The sequence below is a fragment of the Vibrio sp. Vb1980 genome, from assembly GCF_033338615.1.
Lineage (GTDB): Bacteria > Pseudomonadota > Gammaproteobacteria > Enterobacterales > Vibrionaceae > Vibrio > Vibrio alginolyticus.
The window spans coordinates 1-683 of sequence record NZ_JAWOSZ010000086.1; the positions used below are offsets into that span (position 1 = coordinate 1).

A 683-nucleotide genomic window follows, 5' to 3' on the forward strand; every position below is an offset into this window, starting at 1 on the left:
CTTCGCCAGCAGCTGGAGCGTCCCCACCCTTTGTGTTTCTGGTGTAAATTACTTGGGCTCTGTGCTTTGAAACCAGCTTGATAAGTCCTTTACTAAGTAGCTCCTGAAGGGCTGCCCTGGCCAAGGAACCTCGAATCTTCAGTCTCTCGGAGACCACAGCTGGAGTAATAAGCTTATAGTTGGGAACTTCCTTACAAAGTTTGTCGTAAGTAGCTTTGTCAAACAGGACGAGATTGTTCAGCTTGTCCCGAACTTTGCCTTTGGACCACTTCTTCTTTTTGGCCTTGCCACCAGATTTATTTACTGGGTCCTTGTCTTTTTTGGCCGACTTTCCGGCATCCTTCTTCTTCTTGTCGTCTTTGGGCGGCATGGCGAAACTCAGCCGCCGCGCTTCGGGAAGGTGCGCCCGTCTCCAGAAGAGATGGTCTCCACCTGCACTCCCATGGCGGCGGCGGCGGCGGCGGCGGTAGCAGCGGCGGCTAGGAGGCTGAGGTCTGGCGGCGGTGCCGTGGGCCGCGGTGCGGCGGGCGGGAGGATGGGCACCCAGGGCAGTCCAGTGAAGAGCTACGATTACCTGCTCAAGTTCCTGCTGGTGGGCGACAGCGACGTGGGCAAAGGCGAGATTCTGGAGAGTCTTCAGGACGGAGCAGCCGAATCCCCGTACGCCTACAGCAACGGAATAG

1 protein-coding gene is annotated in these 683 nt (G+C 57.0%); it reads right to left on the reverse strand.

Features of this window, described 5'->3' with window-relative positions; all coding sequences use genetic code 11:
- Positions 1 to 370: eS25 family ribosomal protein (locus tag R7F64_RS23905; protein ID WP_318072154.1), on the reverse strand; the 370-nt coding region annotated here is incomplete at its 3' end.
- Positions 371 to 683: the final 313 nt, after the last annotated feature.